The 21836-nt window shown below is 72.9% G+C and carries 18 protein-coding genes and 1 tRNA gene; 10 read left to right on the top strand and 9 right to left on the bottom strand.

What is annotated here, in order from left to right; translation table 11 throughout:
* Nucleotides 1–6: 6 nt before the first annotated feature.
* On the top strand, nucleotides 7–1305 hold the full coding sequence (locus AB0O07_RS28015) for a citrate synthase (protein ID WP_365638217.1): 1299 nt from the start codon (nucleotides 7–9) through the stop codon (nucleotides 1303–1305).
* A 529-nt stretch (nucleotides 1306–1834) separates the two neighbouring features.
* On the opposite strand, the gene AB0O07_RS28010 is transcribed toward AB0O07_RS28015, so the two are convergent.
* Nucleotides 1835–2068 (bottom strand): heavy-metal-associated domain-containing protein, encoded by a 234-nt coding sequence (locus AB0O07_RS28010; RefSeq protein WP_365638215.1) that lies wholly within the window; start codon nucleotides 2066–2068, stop codon nucleotides 1835–1837.
* Nucleotides 2069–2154: 86 nt separating this feature from the next.
* The gene (locus AB0O07_RS28005; RefSeq protein WP_365638213.1) at nucleotides 2155–2883 is read right to left on the bottom strand and encodes a TetR/AcrR family transcriptional regulator; all 729 of its coding nucleotides are present in this window, start codon (nucleotides 2881–2883) and stop codon (nucleotides 2155–2157) included.
* Between the two features lie 145 nt (nucleotides 2884–3028).
* Between AB0O07_RS28005 and AB0O07_RS28000 the strand changes: the two genes are divergently transcribed.
* Nucleotides 3029–5281 carry an MMPL family transporter gene (locus AB0O07_RS28000; RefSeq protein ID WP_365638211.1) on the top strand — a complete coding sequence of 751 codons (2253 nt, stop codon included), beginning with the start codon at nucleotides 3029–3031 and terminating at the stop codon, nucleotides 5279–5281.
* A 204-nt stretch (nucleotides 5282–5485) separates the two neighbouring features.
* Here the strand turns inward: AB0O07_RS28000 and AB0O07_RS27995 are convergent, their stop codons facing one another.
* Nucleotides 5486–6397 carry a sugar phosphate isomerase/epimerase gene (locus AB0O07_RS27995; RefSeq protein WP_365638209.1) on the bottom strand — a complete coding sequence of 304 codons (912 nt, stop codon included), beginning with the start codon at nucleotides 6395–6397 and terminating at the stop codon, nucleotides 5486–5488.
* 284 nt (nucleotides 6398–6681) lie between these two features.
* Here AB0O07_RS27995 and AB0O07_RS27990 point away from each other — a divergent pair, with 284 nt between their 5' ends.
* The 6 genes from AB0O07_RS27990 to AB0O07_RS27965 all read left to right on the top strand — a co-directional run bounded on the left by AB0O07_RS27990 (nucleotide 6682) and on the right by AB0O07_RS27965 (nucleotide 16075).
* Nucleotides 6682–8181: a CoA-acylating methylmalonate-semialdehyde dehydrogenase gene (locus AB0O07_RS27990; RefSeq protein WP_365638207.1), complete on the top strand. Its 1500-nt coding sequence runs from the start codon at nucleotides 6682–6684 to the stop codon at nucleotides 8179–8181.
* A 134-nt stretch (nucleotides 8182–8315) separates the two neighbouring features.
* Nucleotides 8316–10202 carry an asparagine synthase (glutamine-hydrolyzing) gene (asnB, locus tag AB0O07_RS27985; protein WP_365638204.1) on the top strand — a complete coding sequence of 629 codons (1887 nt, stop codon included), beginning with the start codon at nucleotides 8316–8318 and terminating at the stop codon, nucleotides 10200–10202.
* Nucleotides 10203–10517: 315 nt separating this feature from the next.
* Nucleotides 10518–11579, top strand: coding sequence for a dihydroxyacetone kinase subunit DhaK (locus tag AB0O07_RS27980; RefSeq protein ID WP_365638203.1), 1062 nt, complete (start codon nucleotides 10518–10520; stop codon nucleotides 11577–11579).
* A gap of 71 nt (nucleotides 11580–11650) precedes the next feature.
* A complete protein-coding gene (gene dhaL, locus AB0O07_RS27975) occupies nucleotides 11651–12385 on the top strand; it encodes a dihydroxyacetone kinase subunit DhaL (RefSeq protein WP_365638200.1) in 735 nt (244 codons plus the stop codon).
* 205 nt (nucleotides 12386–12590) lie between these two features.
* A complete protein-coding gene (locus AB0O07_RS27970; protein WP_365638197.1) occupies nucleotides 12591–15221 on the top strand; it encodes an alpha/beta fold hydrolase in 2631 nt (876 codons plus the stop codon).
* On the top strand, nucleotides 15218–16075 hold the full coding sequence (locus AB0O07_RS27965) for an ABC transporter permease (RefSeq protein ID WP_365638194.1): 858 nt from the start codon (nucleotides 15218–15220) through the stop codon (nucleotides 16073–16075). Before AB0O07_RS27970 ends, AB0O07_RS27965 begins: the two co-directional genes overlap by 4 nt.
* Nucleotides 16076–16150: 75 nt before the next feature.
* Here AB0O07_RS27965 and AB0O07_RS27960 read toward each other — a convergent pair whose 3' ends face one another.
* Both AB0O07_RS27960 and AB0O07_RS27955 read right to left on the bottom strand, forming a co-directional pair.
* A complete protein-coding gene (locus tag AB0O07_RS27960) occupies nucleotides 16151–16789 on the bottom strand; it encodes a DNA-binding response regulator (protein ID WP_365638191.1) in 639 nt (212 codons plus the stop codon).
* Between the two features lie 312 nt (nucleotides 16790–17101).
* The gene (locus AB0O07_RS27955; RefSeq protein WP_365638189.1) at nucleotides 17102–17542 is read right to left on the bottom strand and encodes a protein-tyrosine phosphatase family protein; all 441 of its coding nucleotides are present in this window, start codon (nucleotides 17540–17542) and stop codon (nucleotides 17102–17104) included.
* Nucleotides 17543–17707: 165 nt separating this feature from the next.
* On the opposite strand from AB0O07_RS27955, the gene AB0O07_RS27950 reads away from it, so the two are divergent.
* The gene (locus tag AB0O07_RS27950) at nucleotides 17708–18268 is read left to right on the top strand and encodes a flavoprotein (protein WP_365638187.1); all 561 of its coding nucleotides are present in this window, start codon (nucleotides 17708–17710) and stop codon (nucleotides 18266–18268) included.
* Between the two features lie 65 nt (nucleotides 18269–18333).
* Here AB0O07_RS27950 and AB0O07_RS27945 read toward each other — a convergent pair whose 3' ends face one another.
* Complete coding sequence (locus tag AB0O07_RS27945; RefSeq protein ID WP_365638186.1) at nucleotides 18334–19149, bottom strand: GDSL-type esterase/lipase family protein; 816 nt, start codon at nucleotides 19147–19149, stop codon at nucleotides 18334–18336.
* A gap of 137 nt (nucleotides 19150–19286) precedes the next feature.
* Here AB0O07_RS27945 and AB0O07_RS27940 point away from each other — a divergent pair.
* A tRNA-OTHER gene (locus AB0O07_RS27940) sits at nucleotides 19287–19373 on the top strand.
* 45 nt (nucleotides 19374–19418) lie between these two features.
* On the opposite strand, the gene AB0O07_RS27935 is transcribed toward AB0O07_RS27940, so the two are convergent.
* Genes AB0O07_RS27935 through AB0O07_RS27925 form a run of 3 tightly spaced genes read right to left on the bottom strand, consistent with a single transcriptional unit; the run spans nucleotide 19419 to nucleotide 21810 of the window.
* Nucleotides 19419–19817 (bottom strand): hypothetical protein, encoded by a 399-nt coding sequence (locus AB0O07_RS27935; protein ID WP_365638184.1) that lies wholly within the window; start codon nucleotides 19815–19817, stop codon nucleotides 19419–19421.
* 26 nt (nucleotides 19818–19843) lie between these two features.
* The gene (locus AB0O07_RS27930; RefSeq protein WP_365638182.1) at nucleotides 19844–21265 is read right to left on the bottom strand and encodes an FAD-binding oxidoreductase; all 1422 of its coding nucleotides are present in this window, start codon (nucleotides 21263–21265) and stop codon (nucleotides 19844–19846) included.
* A complete protein-coding gene (locus tag AB0O07_RS27925; protein ID WP_365638181.1) occupies nucleotides 21262–21810 on the bottom strand; it encodes a flavin reductase family protein in 549 nt (182 codons plus the stop codon). Before AB0O07_RS27925 ends, AB0O07_RS27930 begins: the two co-directional genes overlap by 4 nt.
* Nucleotides 21811–21836 lie beyond the last annotated feature (26 nt).

Here is a 21836-nt window from a genome sequence, read left to right as displayed (position 1 = left end):
GATGACGTGAGCGAGAAACGCGACAACGCGGTAGTACTGCGGTACGGCGACGGCGAGTACACCTACCCGGTGATCGACAGCACCGTCGGCGATACGGGCTTCGACATCGGGAAGCTTCGTTCTCAGACCGGTCTGGTCACCCTGGACAGCGGCTACGGCAACACCGCCGCCTACAAGTCCGCGATCACCTATCTCGACGGCGAACAGGGCATCCTGCGCTACCGCGGCTACCCGATCGAGCAGCTCGCCGAGCGCTCGACCTTTGTCGAGGTGGCGTACCTGCTGATCAACGGCGAGCTGCCGACGGTCGACGAGCTGGCCTCGTTCAAGAACGAGATCACCCAGCACACCCTGCTGCACGAGGACGTCAAGCGCTTCTACGACGGCTTCCCCCGGGACGCCCACCCGATGGCGATGCTGTCGTCGGTCGTCAGCGCGCTGTCGACGTTCTACCAGGACAGCCACAACCCGTTCGACGAGAAGCAGCGTCATCTCTCCACGATCCGCCTGCTCGCCAAGTTGCCGACCATCGCGGCGTACGCGTACAAGAAGTCGATCGGCCACCCCTTCGTCTACCCGCGCAACGACCTCGGGTACGTCGAGAACTTCCTCCGGATGACCTTCTCGGTCCCGGCGCAGGAGTACGAGCTCGACCCCGTCGTGGTCGCCGCGCTCGACAAGCTGCTGATCCTGCACGCGGACCACGAGCAGAACTGTTCGACCTCCACCGTGCGGCTGGTCGGCTCCTCGCAGGCGAACATGTTCGCCTCGATCTCCGCCGGCATCAGCGCCCTGTGGGGTCCGCTGCACGGTGGCGCCAACCAGTCGGTGCTGGAGATGCTCGAAGGCATCCAGGCCTCCGGCGGCGATGTCGACACCTTCATCCGCAAGGTGAAGAACAAGGAAGACGGCGTGAAGCTCATGGGCTTCGGGCACCGCGTCTACAAGAACTTCGACCCCCGGGCGAAGATCATCAAGGCGGCGGCGCACGATGTCCTCTCGGCGCTCGGCAAGTCCGACGAGCTGCTCGACATCGCGCTCAAGCTGGAGGAGCACGCGCTGGCCGACGAGTACTTCGTCGAGCGCAAGCTTTACCCGAACGTGGACTTCTACACCGGTCTGATCTACCGGGCCATGGGCTTCCCGACCGAGATGTTCACCGTGCTCTTCGCGCTCGGCCGGCTCCCCGGCTGGATCGCCCAGTGGCACGAAATGATCAAGGAGCCCGGTTCGCGCATCGGCCGGCCGCGGCAGATCTACACCGGCGAGGTCCTGCGCGACTTCGTGCCGGTCGAGGCCCGCTGACACCGCACCGCCCGCACCGCCCGCACCGCCCGCCCGCGCCGCGCGCCTTCGACGCGCGGCCGGGCCCCCGTGCGTCACGCGCACGGCACGCACGGCGCGCACGGAAAAGCGCCCCGCCAGCCGATCCCCCCACGGGTCGGCGAGCGGGGCGCTTTCCATATCCCCGGTGCGGATTCCCCCCACGGGATCCGGGCCGGGCGTCTGACGCAACCATCGGTCACTCGGGCGGTCGGACCGGGGTACGTACGGGAGGGCCGCTCAAAGCTCCCCTGTGCACGTGCCCCGGCCAATCGCTTGCACGGGACGTCCCCCAAGACATCCCCTGCGATCCCGTCGAACGTCCCCCAAGACGTTCTTCCGGCATCGTCCTCTTAGACTCGCGAGCAGGCCCGATGGTTACCTCATAATCTATGTGATCTAGATCTCTTTGTGAAGGTCCTGTGGTTCATGTGAAGGACCTTGGGCGCCGAGACCTGGACGACCACATACCTGGAGGGTACGCCCAGGACGCGGGTGCGGTGTGGCCGGATCAGACCTGACCCGTCAGTTCGTACCCCGCCTCGTCCACGGCGGCGCGTACGGCGGACTCGTCCAGCGGGGTCCGCGAGACGACGGTGACCTCTCCCGTTGCCGCCTTGGCCTGCACGGATGTGACGCCCTCGATCCCGGAGACCTCCTCGGTGACGGCGCTTTCGCAGTGCCCGCAGGTCATGCCGGTGACCTGGTAGACGGTGGTGACCTGGCTGTCGGTCTCGGCGGTCATGGCGTTCTTCCCTTCGAGGGCTCGGATACTGCTCCGAACTGTACCCCTAGGGGGTATCCGGGGCCCACCCTCGGGTGCCGGGGTGCTCACCCCGCCGGTCTTCCGGCCGGTCTCCCGGTGGCCGGTCTCGCGCCGGCCGGGCGGCAGGAGCCCGACGGGTCCTCGACGAGCGGCTGTACGTAGCGGAGGAGGACCCGCTTCAGCTCGGTCGTGTACGCGTCGCGCTCCTCGGGCTCGGCGGAGAGGATCAGGTCCAGGCCCGCCTTGAACACGGTGAAGAGCATCTGGGCGACCCGGGCGATCTCGGCCTTCGGGACGCTCGGCAGGTACTCGCCGAGGATCTCCTCGACACGCGCCAGCATCGAGGTGTGCAGCGCGTCGTGCTCCTGGGTGACCTTGCCGGGGATGTCGGGGCCGTGCATCAGGACCGCGAAGGCCGGGTTCTCGCGGTTGAACTGGATCAGCGGGTCGACCACCGCGTCCATCAGGTCGTCGAGCGGCAGCCCGAGGTGGTCCGGGACGAGCGCCTGGCCGTACGTCTCGCGCCAGCGCGTCAGAAGCTGGTCGCCCAGCTCCACCGCGATGGCCTCCTTGTTCGGGAAGAACTGGTAGAGCGTCCCGGGCGAGACGCCCGCCTCCCGCGCGATGGAGTTGGTGCTCGCCGCCGTGTAGCCGCTGGTGCAGAAGACACGGGCCGCCGCGGCGAGGAGCTGGGCGATACGGCGCTCCCCGCGGGCCTGCCGGCGGCGCGGGCGCTCCTGTGCCGCGGCTCCCGCCGCCGGGTCCGGAGTGGGGGCCGAGGTCGGCTCCGGCATGACTGTCCACAGCCTTCCAGGGTCGGTTGACAGATGCGAGTGCCGACTCGCATTCTTGACTCAATGCGAGCGAGGACTCGTGTTTGCCAATTCTATGGCAAAGGCTGACCTGCGCCACAGGTCACGGTGAAGGGGACACCGCACCATGTCCGAAGTCAATACCGGCGTTCGCCTGGGGGGATGGACCCGGTTCGTCACCGCGCGCCCCCGGCTCTCGCTGCTGATCGCGCTGGTGATCACGGCCCTCGCCGTGGTCGGCGGCAGCGGCGTCGCCGACCGGATGAGCAACGGGGGCTGGGAGGACCCGAACGCCGAGTCCACCTATGCGACCAAGGCGCTGGAGCGGGAGTTCCCCGCCTCCCAGCCCAATCTCCTGCTGCTGGTCGACAGTGGCAGCCGGAGCGTCGACGAGCCGGCCGTCGCCGAGGAGGCCAAGCGGCTCACCGCGCGTCTTGAGGCGGAGAAGGGGCTGGTGGGCGTCAGTTCCTACTGGCAGACCGGATCGCCCGGGCTCCGCTCCGAGGACGGCCACGAAGCGCTGGTCGCCGCGCGGATCGAGGGCGACGACACGGCCGCCTTCAAGGTCCTGGACCGGATAGAGAGGGAGTTCGGCGGTGACCAGAGCGGGCTGAAGGTCACCGTCGGCGGGCCCGTCGCCGTGCGGAACGACATCCAGAGCACCATCCAGGAGGACCTGCTGCGGGCCGAGCTGATCGCCCTGCCGGTCACCCTCGTCCTCCTCGTCATGGTCTTCGGCAGCGCGGTCGCCGCCCTGCTGCCGCTGGGTCTCGGCCTTGTCGCCATCGTCGGCACCAACGCGGTGCTGCGCGGGCTCACCGAACTGACCGATGTCTCGGTCTTCGCCCAGAACCTCACCACGGCACTCGGGCTCGGACTCGCCATCGACTACGCCCTCTTCATCGTCCGCCGCTTCCGGGAGGAGCTGGCGGACGGCGCCGAGGTGCGGGACGCGGTGGGCGCCACGCTGCGGACCGCCGGGCGCACGGTGCTCTTCTCGGCGCTCACCGTGGCCGTCTCCCTGGCCGCCATGATGGTCTTCCCGCAGTACTTCCTGCGCTCCTTCGCCTATGCGGGCATCGCCGTCGTCCTGCTCGCCGCTGCCGCCGCCCTGATCCTGTTGCCCGCCGCCCTGATGCTGCTCGGCCACCGGGTCAACGCGCTGGACCTCGGGAAGGCGCTGCGCCGCGGGCGCGGCAAGGCGGCGGGGGAGAAGGGGGAAAAGGGGGAGAAGGACACGGAGCCGGGGGCCGGCTGGGCGCGGACGGCCTCGCTGGTGATGCGGCGGGCCCCGTTCTTCGCCGCCGCCACCGCCGCCGGGCTCGTCCTGCTCGGACTCCCCTTCCTGGGGGTCAAGCTGGGGACCGCCGACTACCGGCAGCTCCCCGCCGAGGCCTCCTCGCGCGTGATGCAGGAGGAGATCCAGCGCGCCTTCCCGGCCAGCCCCGGCGGTGGTCTGGAGGTACTGGCGGAGGGCACCGCCACGCAGGCCCAGTACGCGGAGTACAAGGCCAGGATCGAGGCGCTGCCCGGGGTGAAGCGGGTCGACGGCCCCATCCCCTCCGACACCGGCGGCCACGCGTACTTCGCGGTCACGCCGAAGGGCGAGGCCGTCGGGGAGACCGCCCAGGACCTGGTGCGGGACATCCGCGCCGAACCCGCCTCCTTCGACGCGTCGGTGACCGGGATCGCCGCCGTCCTGGTCGACTCCAAGGACGCCATCACCGACCGGCTGCCGTGGGCCCTGGCCATCATCGTGGTGGTGACCCTGGTCCTGGTCTTCCTGCTCACCGGGAGCGTGCTGGTGCCGGTCCAGGCGGTCGTGCTCAACGGGCTCAGCCTCACGGCGATGTTCGGGGCGACGGTCTGGATATTCCAGGACGGGCACCTCTCCGGGCTGCTCCGCTTCACCTCGACCGGGGACATCGAGACGAGCCTGCCGGTCATCATGTTCTGCGTCGCCTTCGGGCTCTCCATGGACTACGGGGTCTTCCTGCTCTCCCGGATCAAGGAGGAGTACGACCGGACGGGCGACCACGAGCACGCGGTCTCCTTCGGGCTGCGCAGGACCGGCGGGCTGATCACCGCCGCCGCCGTGATCCTCGCGGTGGTGATGGTGGCGATAGGCACCTCGCGGGTCACCAACACCAAGATGCTGGGGCTCGGCCTCGCGCTCGCCGTCCTGATGGACGCGATGGTGGTCCGCAGTCTGCTGGTGCCCGCGGTGATGAAGCTGACGGGGAAGGCCACCTGGTGGGCCCCCGGCCCGCTGCGCCGCTTCCACGACCGGTTCGGGGTGAGCGAGGGCGGCGAGTCCAGGCCGGCCGTCGAGGAGCCACCGGCGCCGCCCGTCCGCGACCGGGACACGGCGGGGGTCTGAGGACACGGCCAGAGGGGCCGGCCCGCGCCGCTCCGTCCGTACGCGGGCCGGCCCCTCGCCGTACACGGATACGCGCGGGCCGACCTCTCGCCGTACGCGGGTACGCGGGTACGGCGAGGCCGACTCCTGCCGTACGCGGGGCGGTGTGGCCCCGTATCACCGGGGCTGCCGGACAGGTCGGGGGGGCCTGTCCGGCGTCCGGGGTCAGGCGCCGCAGCTCCGGAGGAAGCGGCGGGTGCGGGTGGCGATCGGCAGGGGCTTGTCGGGCGGGCACGGGTACATGTCCTGCTCGACGATGGCGAACAGGTCCACGTCCAGCCTCTGGGCCGCAGCCAGGACCGGCTCCAGCGCGGGCACCCCGTGGGGCGGCTCGCACATCACACCGCGCCCGACGGCCGGTCCGAACGGCACCTCCTCGGCGACGACGCCCGCGAGGATCTCCGGGTCCACCTGCTTGAGATGGAGGTAGCCGATCCGCTCGCCGTACGTCTCGATCAGCTTGACGCTGTCACCGCCGCAGTACGCGTAGTGCCCGGTGTCCAGACAGAGCGAGACCAGGGCCGGATCGGTCGCGTCGAGGAAGCGGGCGACGTTCTCCTCGGTGTCGATATGGGTGTCGGCGTGCGGGTGGACGACGATCTTCAGGCCGTAGCGGTCCTGGACCTCGCGCCCCAGCCGCTCGGTCTGGGCCGTCAGATCCCGCCACTGCCCGGCGGTGAGCGTGCTGTCCTCCAGCGTCTCGCCCGTCTTGTCGTCCCGCCAGAACGACGGGATGACCACGAGGTGGTCCGCCCCCATCGCCCGGGTGAGCGCGGCGATGTCGGCGACATGCGCCCAGGTCTTCTCCCAGACGGCCGGGCCGTGGTGCAGCCCGGTGAAGACGGTCCCGGCCGAGACCTTCAGACCGCGCCGGGCGGTCTCCTCGGTCAGCCGGCCGGGGTCGGAGGGCAGATAACCGTACGGGCCCAGCTCGATCCACTCGTAGCCGGCTTCGGCCACTTCGTCGAGGAAGCGCTGCCAGGGCACCTGCTGGGGGTCGTCGGGAAACCAGACCCCCCAGGAGTCGGGGGCGGACCCCACTCGGATGCGGCTCAACGTGGGTACGGAGGCGGTCATGCGGGTCAGCTTTCAGCTCGTGAGGAAGGAGTGTCAAGACCTTGGTCCGAATGTAATGACAAAACATTGACAGCGCCCGGGAGGGACCGTTAGACCTTGCTGTGACCGCCTCCGGTGCGGAGGCCCGACCCGCTTTGGCAGGAGCGGGGCGCGGGCGACGTTCCCCGTCCGTCACGGCCCCCGTGCCGGAGGTTCGCGGTCGCCCGACGGGACGGGCCGGGCCCCGGGGCCCGGCATGGTGGGATGGTCCCGCCTGCCGTGACCGCATATGTGAAGGGGACCCCATGAAGACAGTCAGCCACTGGATCGGCGGCAAGAGCGTCGAGGGCGCTTCGGGCGCCTGGGGCCCGGTCACCGACCCGGCGACCGGTGCCGTCACCACCCAGGTCGCGCTCGCCTCCGCCGAGGAGGTCGACAGCGCCGTCGCCGCCGCGAAGGCCGCGTACGCCACCTGGGGGACCTCCTCCCTCGCGCAGCGCACCGCGATCCTCTTCCGCTACCGCGCGCTCCTCGACGCCCGCCGCGACGACCTCGCCGCGCTGATCACCGCCGAGCACGGCAAGGTGCACTCCGACGCGCTCGGCGAGGTGGCGCGCGGACTGGAGATCGTCGAGCTGGCCTGCGGGATCACCACCCAGCTCAAGGGCGAGCTCTCCACCCAGGTCTCCAGCCGGGTCGATGTCGCCGCCATCCGCCAGCCGCTCGGGGTCGTCGCGGGCATCACCCCGTTCAACTTCCCGGCCATGGTGCCGATGTGGATGTTCCCGCTCGCCATCGCCTGCGGTAACACCTTCGTCCTCAAGCCCAGCGAGAAGGACCCGTCGGCCGCCGTGCTCCTCGCCGAACTCGCCTCGGAGGCAGGGCTTCCGGACGGGGTGCTCAATGTCGTGCACGGGGACAAGGCCGCCGTGGACGCGCTCCTCGCCCACCCGGACATCGCCGCCGTCTCCTTCGTCGGCTCCACCCCGATCGCCCGCCATATCCACGCCACCGCCTCCGCCCACGGCAAGCGCGTCCAGGCACTCGGCGGCGCCAAGAACCACATGCTGGTCCTCCCCGACGCCGATCTGGACGCCGCCGCCGACGCGGCCGTCTCCGCCGCCTACGGCTCGGCGGGCGAGCGGTGCATGGCCATCTCGGCGGTGGTCGCCGTCGGCGCGACCGGCGACGCGCTCGTCGACAAGATCCGCGAGCGCGCCGAGAAGATCACCATCGGCCCCGGCACCGACCCCGCCTCCGAGATGGGCCCGCTGATCACCCGGGCCCACCGCGACAAGGTGGCCTCCTATGTCACCGGCGCGGCGGCCCAGGGCGCCGAAGTCGTCCTCGACGGCACCGGATTCACCGTGGAGGGGTACGAGGACGGGCACTGGATCGGCCTCTCCCTGCTCGACAAGGTCGCCACCGACTCCGACGCGTACCGGGACGAGATCTTCGGCCCCGTCCTCGTCGTGCTCCGCGCCGAGACGTACGAGGAGGGCCTCGCCCTCATCAACGCCTCGCCGTTCGGCAACGGCACGGCGATCTTCACCCGGGACGGCGGCGCCGCCCGCCGCTTCCAACTGGAGGTCCAGGCCGGCATGGTCGGGGTGAACGTGCCGATCCCGGTCCCCGTCGGCTACCACTCCTTCGGCGGCTGGAAGGACTCGCTCTTCGGCGACCACCACATCTACGGCAACGACGGCGTGCACTTCTACACGCGCGGCAAGGTGGTCACCACCCGCTGGCCCGACCCGGCCGACGCCCCTTCCGGAGTGGACCTGGGCTTCCCCCGGAATCACTGACCGGGCCCGTAACCCGCCCGCGCACGCTTCGTTGGACGACTCGGATGACCGCGGCCCGTACGGCGTTCCCCGCCGTACGGGCCGCGCTCGCTTTCCCCAGTCGCCCTTCCACGGTGCGCGGAGCAGGAGGACACGTGTGCGGCATCACCGGCTGGATCTCCTTCGACCGAGACGGCCGGGACGCCCCCGATCCAGTCGATCCGGGTGATCCGGGCCCCCCGTCCGCCGTCTCCGCCGCCCTCGACGCGATGACGGAGACGATGGCCTGCCGGGGCCCCGACGCCCGGGGCACCTGGATCGAGGGCCCCGCCGCGCTCGGCCACCGCCGGCTCGCCGTCATCGACCTCCCCGGCGGACGCCAGCCGATGACGCTCACCACCGACCGGGGCACCCTCGCCCTCGTCTACTCCGGCGAGACGTACAACTTCACCGAACTCCGCGCGGAGCTGACCGCCCGGGGCCACCGCTTCACCACCGACTCCGACACCGAGGTCGTCCTCCACGCCTACCAGGAGTGGGGCGAGGGGATGGCCGCCCGCCTCAACGGCATGTACGCCTTCGCGATCTGGGACGGCCCCCGGCGCACCCTCGTCCTGGTCCGCGACCGCATGGGCATCAAGCCCCTCTACTACGCCCCCACCCCCGACGGCGTGCTCTTCGGCTCCGAGCCCAAGGCGATCCTCGCCCACCCGCTCGCCCGCCCCCGCGTCCGCCTCGACGGGCTCCGGGAGCTCTTCGCCTTCGTCAAGACCCCCGGCCACGCCGTATGGGACGGGATGTACGAGGTCGAGCCGGGCACCCTGGTCACCGTGGACGCGAGCGGAGTGGGCCACCACCGCTACTGGTCCCTGGAGACCCGCCCGCACACCGACGACCGGGCCACCGCGATCGCCCGCGTACGCGCCCTCCTCGACGACACGGTGCGGCGTCAGCTCGTCGCCGACGTCCCCCTCTGCACCCTGCTCTCCGGCGGACTCGACTCCTCCGCCATGACCGCGATCGCCGCCCGCCGTCTCGCCGCGGACGGCGAGACCGTCCGCAGCTTCGCCGTCGACTTCGTCGGCCGTACGGAACACTTCGTCGCCGACGCCTTCCGCGCCACGCCCGACACGCCGTTCGTCCACGACGCCGTCCGCGCCGCCGGCACCGTCCACCAGGACATCGTGCTCGACTCGCGCACCCTCGCCGACCCCGCCGTACGGGCCCATATGATCCGGGCCAGGGACCTCCCCATGGGCTTCGGCGACATGGACTCCTCCCTCTACCTGCTCTTCAAGGCGATCCGGGAGCGCTCGACGGTCGCGCTCTCCGGGGAGTCCGCCGACGAGGTCTTCGGCGGCTACCCCCAGTTCTTCGACGAGAAGGCCCGTACGACGGACATGTTCCCCTGGCTGGTCCGCCTCGGCGAACACTTCGGGGAGGACACCGGGGTGCTCCGCCCCGAGATCGACACGGCGCTCGGGCTGCCGTCGTTCGCCCGCGACAGCTACGCCACCGCCGTCGCCGGGATCGAACGCGCCGCCGGCGAGAGCGACTTCGAGTACCGGATGCGGAAGATCTGCTACCTGCACCTGACGCGCTTCGTGCAGATCCTGCTCGACCGCAAGGACCGGGCCAGCATGGCGGTCGGCCTGGAGGTCCGGGTGCCCTACTGCGACCACCGGCTCGTCGAGTACGTCTACAACACGCCCTGGTCCCTCAAGTCCTTCGACGGCCGCGAGAAGAGCCTGCTCCGCGAGGCCACCGCCGACCTGCTCCCCAGGTCGGTCTACGACCGGGAGAAGTCCCCGTACCCCTCCACCCAGGACCCCCGGTACGCCGTGGCCCTCCAGAACCAGGCCAGGGAACTCCTCGCCGACCCGACCCACCGGGTCTTCGACCTGGTCGACATCGCGCGCGTACGGAAGGCGGCGGAGCGGAAGACTCCGCAGGTCACGACGGCGGGTCGGCGCGGTCTCGAACGGACCCTGGATCTGGCGCTCTGGCTGGACCTCTACCGCCCGGAGATCACCCTCTCCTGAGCGGCGCCGCACCGTCGGGACGCCGCACCGCCGGTGGCGCCTCATCGCCGGTGGCGCCGCACCGCCGGTGGCGCCTCATCGCCGGTGGCGCCGCACCGCCGGTGGCGCCTCATCGCCAGGGGCGCCGCACCGCCGGTGGCGCCTCATCGCCAGGGACGCCCCACCGCCAGCGGCGCCTCACTGCCAGCGGCGCCTCACTGCCGGGCAGGCGTCTCACTACAGGGGAGAAAAGGGGTGAAGCGGTAGAAAGGGGTGCTGTACCGGCTCACCCGGAGATCTCAGGGATCTCGGAGACCTCAGGACCCAGGACCTCACATGCCCCGCTACTTCGCCGACTCCCCGGAGTCGCTCGTCCCCGACGCGCTCAAGGGGTTCGCCGCCGCCCACGCCGACCTGGTCGAACACCACCCCGAGCACGGCTACTTCCGCACCCGCCGCACCGCCACCCCGACCCCCACCACCGCAGGACCCGCCGCCCGCGCCCGCCGGGTCGGCCTGGTCTCCGGCGGCGGCACCGGCCACGAACCGCTGCACGCCGGGTTCCTCGGCGCCGGGCTCCTCGACGCCGTCTGCCCGGGGCAGATCTTCGCCTCCCCGCACAACCGGCAGATCTACGAGGCCAGCCGCGCCGTCGCGGGCCCCGACGGCGTACTGCACATCGTCAAGAACTACACCGGCGACCGGATCAACTTCGGCATCGCCGCCGAACGCCTCGCCCACGAGCACATCCCCTGCGCCCGCGTCCTGGTCGACGACGACCTCGCCACCGACTCCACGGAGATCGCCGTCGGACGGCGCGGCACCGGCGCCACCCTGCTGGTCGAGAAGATCCTCGGCGCCGCCGCCGACGAGGGGCGCGGGCTCGAAGCGCTGGCCGCCCTGGGCGCCGGACTCGCCGCCCGTACCCGCAGCCTCGCCGTCGCCACCGCCGCGCACACCGCGCCGGCCTCCGGCGCGCCCGCCTTCGAACTGCCCCGGGACGTCATGGAGTTCGGCGTCGGCATCCACGGCGAACGGGCCGGCTCCACCGCCCCCCACCCGCCGCTCACCGAACTCGTCGCCACCATGACCGGCCGGCTGCTGGCCGCCCTGCCGCACCCCGGGCCCCCGGGCACCTCCCGCCGGGCCCCCGGCCGCCGCCGGGTACTCGCCCTGGTCAACGGGTTGGGCGGGGTCACGTCCCTGGAGTTGTACGGGGTACGGCATGCGCTCGGCGGCGCGCTGAAGCGCCACGGGGTGACCCTGGACCGCTCGCTGACCGGCACCTTCGTCAGCGCGCTCGACATGCGCGGCTTCTCCCTCACCCTGCTCGCGACCGACGACGAGACCCTGCGGCTCTGGGACGCCCCGGCCCGTACCCCCTCCTGGCCGCTCTGACCACGGCTTTCCCTTACCCGCAGCCCCCTTCCGCACCTCCCACCCCACCAGCAGCAGGAGCCCCCACCGTCATGTCATCCCAGAACCTGACCCCCGCCGCCGCCCCCTCCGCGCCCGCCCCCCAGGGACTCACCTACGAGGACACCGCCGACTGGCTCAGACGCTTCGCCGACGCCGCCCGCGCCGTCGAGGGCGAGCTGACTGAGCTGGACCAGCGGGCCGGGGACGGCGACTTCGGCGCCAACCTGGTCTCCGGTACGGAGGGGGTACGGAGCGCCCTCGACGCCCCGGCGAGCGGGCCCCGTACCCCCGCCGCCCCGCTGGCCACGGCGGCCCGGGTCTTCCTCGACCACGTCGGCGGCACCAGCGGCCCGCTCTTCGGCCTGCTCTTCCAGGAGCTGGCCGCCGCCGTGGCCGCCGGGGGCGGCATGGCGGGACCGGCCGAACTGGCGGCGGGCACGGCGGCCGGCGCCGCCGCCGTCCAGCGCGTCGGCGAGGCGGAGGTGGGGGACAAGACGATGGTCGACGCGCTCGTCCCGGCCGCCGACGCCCTCGCCCGGGCGCTCCTCGCCCACCCCGGGGGCGAGGGCCCCGTAATCGATCCGCTCCGCGCGCTCCACGGCGCGGCGGTCGCCGCCCACCGGGGCGCCCGCGCCACGAGCGCCCTGCGCGCCCGCCGGGGGCGCGCCAGCTACACCGGCGACCACGCGCGGGGCGTTCCGGACCCGGGCGCCCTGGCGGTGGCCCTGCTCTTCGCCTCCGCCTCGGCGCCGCTCACCACGCTGGCCCAGCTCCCCGACGCCTGAACCTCCCCCACGGTCCGCCCCGCCGGACCCCGGACATCTGAACGCCCGTCCACTCGTCCTGTTCTGTGAAGTTCTGTGAAGCTCTGTCAGGGTGCCGTGTACCGCGATCGCGGTACACCGCCGCCCGCCTGTCATCCCGGGGGAGGCCGACCAGTTCCGACCGTCGGCTGCCCGGCGCGGCGGCCCGGCCGTTTAGGGTTCAAGAATGGAGACCCGAACCCCCCGCCGGCCCCGGCCGCGTGCCCGCTGGCTCGCGGGGCTCGCCGCCGCCGCGGTGCTCGTCGGCGCCGGCACCTGGACCGCCGTCGCCTCGGACGGCGCCCCGTCCGTGCACCGCGAGGACCAGGTGCTGGAGATGCCGGGCGCCCGCATCGACACCTCGTACTTCACCGCGGGCAGCGGACGGAGACCCGCCGTGCTCCTGGCGCACGGCTTCGGCGGCAGCAAGGACGACGTACGCGCCCAGGCCGAGCGGCTCGCCGGCGACGGCTACGCCGTGCTGACCTGGTCGGCGCGCGGCTTCGGCAGGTCCACCGGCGACATCGGGCTCAACGACCCCGCGTACGAGGTCAAGGACGTCTCCCGGATGATCGACTGGCTGGCCGCCCGCCCCGAGGTCCAGCTCGACGCCAAGGGCGACCCCCGCGTCGGGGTGACCGGCGCCTCGTACGGCGGGGCCATCTCGCTGCTCGCCGCCGGGTACGACCCGCGCGTCGACGCGATCGCCCCCCAGATCACCTACTGGAACCTCGCCGACTCGCTCTTCCCGGACGGTGTGCTCAAGAAGCTCTGGGCCGGGATCTTCTTCTCCACCGGCGGCGGCTGCGACCACTTCCAGAAGGAACTCTGCGAGATGTACGAGCGGGTCGCCGTCGCCGGGAAGCCGGACGACGCCGCCCGGAAGACGCTGGAGGAACGGAGCCCCTCCGCCGTCGGCGACCGGATCGACGTCCCCACCCTGATCACCCAGGGCCAGACCGACTCGCTCTTCCCGCTCGGCCAGGCCGACGCCATGGCGCAGCGGATCAAGGCCAACGGCGCGCCCGTGGACGTCGACTGGATCGCCGGCGGGCACGACGGCGGCAACGCCGAGACCGACCGGGTCCAGGGCCGGGTCACCGCCTGGTTCGACCGCTACCTCAAGGACGACAAGGGCGCCGACACCGGGCCCGCCTTCCGCGTCACCCGGACCGGAGGCGTGGACTCCACCAACGGCGAGGTCTCGCTGCGCGGCGCGACCGACGACCGCTACCCGGGGCTCTCCAACGCCACCACCTCCGTTCCGCTGACCGGCGGCGAGCAGAGCCTCAGCAACCCGGCGGGCGCCAGCCCGCCCGCCATCTCCGCCGTGCCGGGGGTGGGCGCCGGGGCCTCCCAGCTCACCTCGTTCGGCGTCGGCCTCGCCCTCGACTTCCCGGGCCAGTACGCCCACTTCGACTCCGCGCCGCTCACCCGCGCGGTACGGCTCACCGGCGCCCCGACCGTCAAGGCCACCGTCACCTCCTCCAGCGGCGAGGCCGTCCTCTTCGCCAAGGTGTACGACGTGGGCCCGGACGGCACCAGCCAGGTGCTGCCCTCGCAGCTCGTCGCGCCGGTACGGGTCGAGGACGCCGCCCGGGGCCGCACGGTGGAGCTGACCCTGCCCGCCGTGGACCACCAGTTCGTCGCCGGCCACCGGATGCGCCTCGTGGTCGCCTCCACCGACCTCGGCTACGCCTCACCGGCCGCCCCGGCCACGTACAAGATCGCCGTGGACGGGCCGCTGACCGTGCCGACCGTGCCCGCCCTCGCCACCGGGGTCGCCGCGATGCCGTGGTGGGTCTGGGGCCTGCCGCTCGCCGGGGTCCTGATCGCGGGCGCCCTGCTGCTCACGGCCCGCCGCCGCGCCAGCGCGCCGGATCCGGACCCGGAGCTGGCCGGGGTGCCGCTCCAGATCACCGGGCTCTCGAAGCGGTACGCCAACTCCGCCGACCGGTACGCGGTCAGCGACCTCTCCTTCCGGGTCGAGAAGGGCCAGGTCCTCGGCCTGCTCGGGCCGAACGGCGCGGGCAAGACCACCACCCTGCGCATGCTGATGGGGCTGATCTCCCCGGACGCCGGTGAGATCCGGGTCTTCGGGCAGGCGATCCGGCCGGGCGCCCCGGTGCTCTCCCGGGTCGGCTCGTTCGTCGAGGGCGCCGGCTTCCTGCCGCATCTGTCGGGCCGCGAGAACCTGGAGCTGTACTGGCGCGCCACCGGCCGCCCCGCCGAGGACTCCCATATGGAGGAGGCCCTGGAGATCGCCGGGCTCGGGGACGCGCTCGCCCGCGCCGTACGCACCTACTCGCAGGGCATGCGGCAGCGCCTCGCCATCGCCCAGGCCATGCTCGGCCTGCCGGATCTGCTGATCCTGGACGAACCGACCAACGGCCTCGACCCGCCGCAGATCCGCGAGATGCGCGATGTGATGATCCGGTACGCGGCCGGCGGCCGTACGGTGATCGTCTCCAGCCATCTCCTCTCCGAGGTCGAACAGTCCTGCACCCATCTCGTGGTCATGCACCGGGGGCAGCTCGTCCAGGCGGGCCCCGTCGCGGAGATCACCGGCGAGGGCGACACCCTGCTCGTCACCACCGCCGAGCAGGTCTCCGAACCGGTGGTCGACAAGATCGCGGCGCTGCCCGGGATCGGCTCGGCCGTCCGTACGGACGACGGGGTGCTCGTACGGCTCGACGGCGCGTCCGCGCAGACCCTGGTCACCGAGTTGGTCCGGCTGGACATCCCGGTGACCGGCGTCGGGCCGCACCGCCGCCTGGAGGACGCGTTCCTCGCCCTGATCTCGGGAGGCTCCGCATGAGCACGCTGATCGACGCGGCCCCCGGCTACCGGGCCGGGCGCACGCTGCCCCTGCGGGTGGAGGCGCTGCGCCAGCTCAAGCGCCGGCGCACCCTCGCCATGGGCGTCATCCTGGGGGTCCTGCCGTTCGTGCTGATCGTGGCGTTCTGGATCGGCGGGACCCCGGACGGCGGGCGGAACGGCCGGGTGACCCTGATGGACACCGCGACCGCGTCCGGCGCCAACTTCGCCGCGACCTGTCTCTTTGTCTCGGCGGGTTTTCTGCTGGTCGTACCGGTCGCGCTCTTCCACGGGGACACCGTGGCGTCCGAGGCGAGCTGGTCGTCGCTGCGCTATCTGCTGGCGGCGCCGGTGCCCCGGGCCCGGCTGCTGTGGAGCAAGCTGGCCGTGGCGCTCGGGATGAGCGCCGCCGCGATGGTGCTGCTGCCGCTGGTCGCGCTGGCGGCGGGCACGGTGGCGTACGGCTGGGGACCCCTCCGGCTGCCGACGGGCGGGTCCCTGGACGCGGCGGACACGCTGCCGAGGCTGGCGCTGATCGTCGCGTTCATCTTCGTCTCCCAACTGGTCACCGCGGGGCTCGCGTTCTGGCTCTCCACCAAGACCGACGCGCCGCTGGGCGCGGTCGGTGGCGCGGTCGGTCTGACGATCATCGGCAATGTGCTCGACGCGGTGACCGCGCTCGGCTCCTGGCGGGAGTTCCTGCCGGCGCACTGGCAGTTCGCCTGGGCCGACGCGCTCCAGCCGCAGATGGAGTGGGGCGGCATGGCGAAGGGCGCGGCGGTCTCCTTCACCTACGCCGTGGTGCTCTTCGCGCTGGCCTTCCGGAACTTCTCCCGTAAGGACATCGTGTCGTAGCCGGGGCGGGCACGGGCGGGCACGGGCGGGCGCCCCCGCCCGCATCCGGGGTCCGGCGCGGCGGCCGGCGCCGCGTCAGATCCACCCCTTGCGGACCGCTTCCGCGCCCGCGCGGAAGCGGCTCGTCGTGCCGAGGGCGGCGAGCAGGTCGCCCACCCGGCGGCTGTACGTACGGCTCGACATCCCCAGCCGGGTCGCCGCCGCCTCGTCCGTCGCCCCGGCCACCAGGGCCTCCAGCACCGGGCGCAGCGGGCCCGGCAGGGAGCCGGGGAGCGGGCGGGCGGCCGTCGGCAGCTCCTCGCCCGTCTCCCACCAGATCTCGTGGGTGCGTACCAGCGCCTGCACCACCACCGGATCCCGGATCAGCAGCAGCCCGTGGTAGTGGAGTTCGAGATCGAGGGGGACCGCGGCGACCTCGCGGTCCACCATGATCATCTTGAAGGGGATGGAGTCCGTCTGTCTCGCCTCGCCGGAGAGCTGGTGCGGTAACGGGTACGCCACCCCCACCAGCCCGTGCCGGGGCACGATCCGGCGGACCCCGACCGGGGCGCGGCCCCGCTCCCGCTCACCCGCCGCGCGGACGCAGGCGCTCGCGAATTCGAGGAACTCCTCCGGCACGCACTGGCCCAGACAGCTCCCCGGGTCGTCGAAGATCAGCAACTCCCGCCGGGCGGAACGGACCAGCGAGGTCAGCGCGGCCGTCACCTCCCGCACGCCCCGGATCGGGCGCCCGGGCGGGTGCGTCGGCGAGTCCGCGCCCTCCCCTTCCCCGGCGGCCTCGTCCCCCGGCATCGCGCCTGCCGGCAGCGCCGACCGGTTGAACACAGAACCGGGAACAAGCACAGCGTCGGAAACAAGTACAGAACAGGAAACATCCGACACGGCTGACCACCCCCCGCCATCCCCTCGGAGCCGTACGCCACTCCATGTACGCACATCATTGCGCACCGTGACAAGTGCAGTTCAGGGAGTGGCGTATGCATGCCAGTGGTTCAAAAGCGGACCGACTTCTCCGTGCGCCGCAGGTCAGCCGAAGGTGGCCACGTAACGGCGCTGCCAGGGCGTCTCGACGGCGTGCCGGGAGTAGTGCTCGCGCACATACGCGACCGCCTCGCCGGCCGCCACCCCGTCGAGCACGGCGAGGCAGGCGAGCGCCGTACCGGTCCGCCCCCGCCCGCCGCCGCAGGCGATCTCGACGCGCTCCTCACCGGCCCTGGCCAGCGCCTCGCGGAACGCCTCGGCGGTCGCCTCCCGGTCGGTCGGCAGCCGGAAGTCGGGCCAGCGCAGCCAGCGGTTCTCCCAGATCACGGTGGGCGGTCTGCGCCCCAGGAGGTAGAGCCCGTACGTCGGTTCGGGCCCCGGCGGCATCGGGTGGCGCAGCCCGCGCCCCCGGACGAGGACCCCCGACGGGAGCCGCAGGATGCCGGGCGCGGCCGGGTCCCAGAGGTGGTGCGCTGGTGTCGTCACCCGGGCAGGGTAGCCCCGTGACCCCCTTGCCGAGCAGGGATCGGACCGGGCCGGACGGTCGGGAACGGGGGGCCGGGCCGGCGGCCGGGGCCCGGGACTGTCAGTGGTGCCGGATAGCGTGGAGTCCTGGTGGTCCGGGGGGCCGAGAAGGTGAGGGAGGGGCTCATGGGAGCCGAGATGCCGTTCCTGTACGTCGTGGTGTGCGCGTCCGGGATCGCGCGGGAGGTCGGGACGCTCATCGACGGGGCGCGGGAGCGGGGATGGGGCGTCGGGGTGGTCGCCACGCCGCAGGCGCTCGGCTTCATCGACCGGCGCGCCGTCGAGGAGCGGACCGGGTATCCGATCCGCTCGGCCTGGCGGCGGCCGGGGGAGCCCAAGCCCCTGCCGCCGCCGGACGCGATCGCGGTGGCGCCGGCGACGTTCAACACCGTCAACAAGTGGGCCGCCGGGATATCCGACACCCTGGCCCTGGGCATTCTCTGCGAGGCGTACGGCCTCGGTGTGCCCACGGCCGTGCTGCCCTATCTGAACGCGGCCCAGGCCGCCCATCCCGCGTACCGGCAGAGCCTGGACCGGCTGCGGGAGATGGGGGTGCTGATCGGCGGTCAGCGGCCCCATCCGGCCGACCGGCTGGAGAGCGGGGCGGAGACGTTCCGCTGGGAGGAGGCGCTGGAGCTGCTCGGCCCGGCGGTGACGCGGAGACCGGCGGGGGAGGACGGGGGCTGACGGGGGCTGACGGGGCGTCCGGGGAGGGGCGAGGTGTGCGGGGAGGGGTGTGAGGTGCGACGGGGTTACGCCGGCGAGGCGCCCTGGAGCAGACAGCCGGCCGGGAGCGTCAGGTAGCCGTCGGCCGGGGGCGCCGGGGCGGTGCGGGAGCACCGCAGGTGCTCGCCGAGCGCCCGCACCACCGCCGCCGCCAGCAGCGCCTGGCCGCGGGCGTTCGGCGCCACGCCGTCCGCGCCCCAGAACCGGCCGCCCGCGGCCGCCGGGTGGCGGGCCGCCAGGTCCACGAAGAGCGCGCCGTGCCGTAGCGCCAGATTGGCGCACGCGTCCGACTGGGCGCGCTGCCGGGTCCGCAGCACCTTCTCGCCGAGCCGGGCAGCGGCGGGCGAGCGCGTCAGATCGAAAGGGGCCACCAGCACCACGTCACAGCCGTGTTCACGGAGCGGCGCGACGATCCGGACCACCTCCGTCCGGAGCGCGTTCACATCGAACGCGGGGGCGAGCACGTCATGCCCCGCCAGGTGCACCACCGCCAGATCGCCTCCGAACGCCAGCGCCCGGGGGAGCTGCCGGGAGCGTACGGCGGCGGCGTTCTGCTCGCGCCCGGCGAGCAGACTCAGACAGGCCAGCCGGGGGTTGACCGTGCGCAGGGCGTCGGCGACCCGGTCGTACCAGGGCGCGCGGGCGTAGCCGTCGACCCGCTCCACGCGCCGGGACGCCTTGCCGTCACCGAGCACCACGAGCCGGTTCCACCCCGCTCCGAGCAGCAGCCGGGCGGACTCCCCGTCCCGCAGGCACCCGGGCTGGTCCGCTTCGTACGCGTCGTCCGCCTCATGCTCGTCGTTCTCTTCATGGTCGTCGTTCTCGTTCGGAAGCAGGGGCACGGGGCTCTCCTCAGCACCGGATCGCCGCCCGGCGGCGTACGCGGCGCGATCTCAGATCCGTCTCAGCGAAATGTCAGGCGGGAGCGGCAGAATAAAAAGCACAGCGGGACGGAGGAACACTTCTCCGGACACCGCGAGGAGAGGTACCCGAAGCGGCCCAACGGGGTTCCGAGGCAACTCGGATCGGGTGAAAGCCTTCGCAGGTTCGAATCCTGCCCTCTCCGCACCAGGCACCCCTGGTGGCCCGGAAGAGCCACCAGGGGTGCGGGTCAGACCTTCTGACGCCGTACCAGCAGGGCGGCCACCAGCAGCAGTACGAACGCGCCGATGTCGATACGCGCCACGCGCAGCGTCGCGTCGTTGAGTTCCGGCGCGGTGAACGCGATCAGCATGAACGAGCCCATGCTGACCGCCCCCGCCGCGAGGGCGGGCACCCGCAGCGAGGTGAGGAACGCCGCGCAGAGCAGCCCGATGCCGACCAGCCCCAGCAGCACCGCGCGGTGCCGGAGCAGCACCGTCAGATCGGCCTCGTGCGCCCCCGCGATCGAGACTCCGTACGCCGTCGCTATCTGCGAGGGCGCGAGCGCGACGAAGCCGGGCAGCAGGTTCACCGCTCCCACGACGAGGAAGAGCGCCGTGACGAGCCGGCCGGTCCAGATGTCTCGCATGTCGTGTTCTTGTCCGTTCATGAGGCTCAGGGGATACGGCGGGTCTGCCGGTCCATGGAGTTCAGATACGTCTGGAGCACCGCCCTGACCGGCGGGGACGTGAGCGGGGCGCGGGGCGCCCGGTCGCGGTGCCACGGATGGTCACCCGAGCCCAGGCCCGAGCCCAGGCCCGAGCCCGCCCCGGAGCCGATGCCCTCCACCAGCGAGCGCGCCACATGGGCCCCGTGGGCCACCGACATGGCGAGGCCGTGGCCGCAGCAGCCGCCGATGTACCAGACGTCCGGGTGCCCCCCGACCCGTCCGACCACCGGAAGGTCGTCCAGCGTCATCCCGATCTGCCCGTACCAGCGGTGCCGTACCGGCACCTCCGCGAGCGCCGGATGGAGCCGGTGCAGCCGGTCCTCCAGCCATGACCAGGCCGAGGCGTGCTGCGCGGCGGCCCGCTCGGGACTCAGCCCCGGCAGATGGACGGCCCGGCCGCCGCCCAGCACCAGCCGCCCGTCATGGGTGAGCCGCACATACGGGGCGAGCGACGCGCTGTTCACCAGCGCCACCCCGCTCTCCCCGCCCAGCGCCGCCCGCGCCTCCGCGTCCAGCGGTCCGGTGGCGACCGCGTGCACCTGGAGCGGGAGGACGGTGCCGACGGGCAGCCCGAGCGGGCCGGCCGCCGCGTTGACGGCCAGCACGGTCCGCCGGGCCCGCAAGGTGCCGGTGGGGAAGAGCAGTTCGGTGGGGGCCGTACCGCCACCGCCGGGACGGAGCCCCCGCAGCGGGCTCTCCCCGTAGAAGCGGACGCCCTTCGCGGCGCACGCGGCGGCCAGCGCCCCGCTCAGCGCGGCCGGGTCGAGCGTCGCCGCGGTGCGGTAGAGCAGCCCCGCGTGATACGGCAGGTCCAGCCGCTCGCGGATCGCGGCGGCCGACAGCACCGGGACATCCAGGCCCAGCGCCCGGTACGCCGCGGCCTGCCGCGCGAGCGAGGCGAGCCCGGCCGGGTCGCGTGTCGCCACGATCTGCTCCCCGGTGCGCAGCCCGCACGGGGCGCCCAGCTCCTCGCTGAGCGCGATCACCCGCCGTACCGCGGCGACGGACTCCAGATACATGCGGCGCGCCGCCGACGGGCCGAAGCGGCGGGCCGCCCGGTCGATCGACGGGCCGACCCGGGGGCCGAGCAGCCCGGTGCCCCGGCCGCTCGCCCCGGCCGCCGGATGCCGGGCGTCCACGACGGCGACATCGAGCGAGGGGTCGCGTTCGATCAGGTGGTACGCGGTGGAGAGACCGGCGAGACCGGCCCCGACCACCACCACGTCGGCGGTGAGGCCGCCGGAGACCCGGGGGTGCGCGCCGGCCGCCGGGGCCCGCCCGTCCCCGGGACCGCCCTCGGGCGCCCAGCACGGCTCCTCCCGTACGCCGCCCTCGGCGGGCCCGGGAGCGGAAACGGAACCGGTCATCGCGCCGCCGCCCCCTCCGCCAGGGCGCGGAAGCCGCGTCCGTGCCAGATCAGCGGCCGGCCCTCGGTCACCCGTACGGTGGCGACCCGCCCGACGACCAGGCAGTGGTCGCCGTACGCCCGTATCTCCTCGGTCACACAGACCGACCAGGCGTGCGCTTCGGTGAGGACGGGCACCCCGAGCACCTCCTCGTACGGCGTGGCGGCGAACCGCTCGGCGGCGGTGGCGCTCGGCGTGGCGAAGAGCCGGGCCCGGTCGCTCTGTTCCTCGCCCAGCAGGTGCACCGCGAAGGCGGAGCCCGGGGTGAGCGCGGAGAGCGTGCGGGAGGTGTGGGAGAGACAGACGAGCAGCAGCGGCGGGTCGGCCGAGAGCGAGGTGACCGTGGAGACGGTCGTCCCCACGGGACCGTCCGCCGAGGTGGCGGTGACCACGGCGACGCCGGAGGCGAGGCCGGCGTAGAAGTCCAGGCAGAGGGCGGCACCGGGAGAGGACGTCGGGTCCGCTTCCGGGCCACCGGTACGCGTGCCGGCTATGGCATGCGGCATGAGGGGGCTCCTTCCTGTCCGGGGAG

This window comes from Streptomyces sp. NPDC093085, assembly GCF_040683935.1.
Classification (GTDB): Bacteria; Actinomycetota; Actinomycetes; order Streptomycetales; family Streptomycetaceae; genus Streptomyces.
The sequence above is the reverse complement of the archived record's forward strand: the minus strand, read 5'-3'. Positions and strand labels throughout refer to the sequence as shown.